The organism is Bradyrhizobium hereditatis (assembly GCF_020329435.1).
Lineage (GTDB): Bacteria > Pseudomonadota > Alphaproteobacteria > Rhizobiales > Xanthobacteraceae > Bradyrhizobium > Bradyrhizobium hereditatis.
The window spans coordinates 1-1285 of the sequence record NZ_JAGKJK010000054.1 but is presented as its reverse complement, the minus strand read 5'-3'; the positions used below and the strand labels follow the sequence as shown (position 1 = coordinate 1285).

The following is a 1285-nucleotide window of genomic DNA, read 5'->3' as shown; positions in this document are numbered from 1 at the left end:
ATGAACATCGAGCCCTTCAGGGACTTGATCGTCGATCTCTTTGAGGAATTTCAAGAACTCGACTGCCCGGTGGCGCTTGTAGCATTTGCCGATGACAAACCCTGACGCAACGTCAAGTGCTGCAAACAGCGTGGTCGTACCATGCCGCACATAGCTGTGCGTGCGACGTTCCGGCACGCCAGGCATCATCGGCAAGACGGGCTGCTCGCGATCGAGTGCCTGGATCTGGCTTTTCTCCTCGATGCTGAGGACGAGGGCTCGGTTCGGCGGGGACAGGTAAAGCCCGACGATATCGCGCGCCTTGTCGACGAACAGCGGATCGCTCGACAGCTTGAATGTCTGGCTCCGGTGCGGCTGCAGGCCGAACGCCATCCACATTCAGCGGATCGTGGTGTGGGAAAAGCCGGTTTCCGCAGCCATTGAGCGGATCGACCAGTGCGTCGCATCGGCCGGCGTGGTGCGCAACGTCTGCTCGATCACAGCAGCAACCTGATCGTCGTTGATGGTGCGAGGGCGGCCAGGGCGAGCTTCGTCAAGCAGGCCATCACAGCGATCCTTCAAAAATCGGCGGCGCCACTTGCCAACCGTGTGCTCGTGGAGGCCTAGCTCAGCAGCGACGGACTTGCTGGGCAAGCCGTCCGCACATCGCAGAATGGCGCGGCACCGCTCGGACAGAGCGGGCAACACGGTGGCGACGCACTTGCCTCTCCAAATACGTCCGCTCCTGCGCACTCAGCACCAACGGCTCGATCGGCCGGCCTCTCACAGCTGCATTCGCCACAAGCGCTCTCCTCTACACAGAGAGATTCGAGCTATCATTATAATGTGACGAACTTGCGTTCCAGATGACTAGCGAGAAGCGTCATATCCACAGCCTCTTCGCCGAATGCGCCGGTGACACCGGCCCAGACCGCCATCGGCGCGCGGTTTTCCAGCGCCTGATGAGGGCGCTGGAATTTGTAAAACTCGATCCATCGGGCGATTCCGGCTTTGGCCTCGTGGCCATCCGAATAACCCTTGAGATAGATGTCTTCGTATTTGAGCGAGCGCCACAGCCGCTCGATGAACACGTTATCCATCCAGCGCCCGCGACCGTCCATCGAGATCCTGACTCCAGCGGCGGACAGCGTCGCGGTGAAGGCGGCGCTGGTGAACTGGCTGCCCTGGTCGGTATTGAAGATCTCAGGCCGGCCGAAGCGCGCCAAGGCCTCTTCCAGCGCAGACACGCAGAACGATGTGTCCATCGTGTTCGACAGGCGCCAGGCCAGCACCGCTCGGCTCGTCC

General features: G+C 61.1%; 1 protein-coding gene and 1 pseudogene. Both read right to left on the bottom strand.

Annotated elements, in window-relative coordinates:
* Positions 1–781 (bottom strand): annotated as a pseudogene (locus J6524_RS36985) (IS630 family transposase); the annotation flags it as partial.
* Between the two features lie 37 nt (positions 782–818).
* Positions 819–1285 (bottom strand): DDE-type integrase/transposase/recombinase (locus tag J6524_RS36980; RefSeq protein WP_225678756.1); only part of this gene is annotated, 467 nt, incomplete at its 5' end.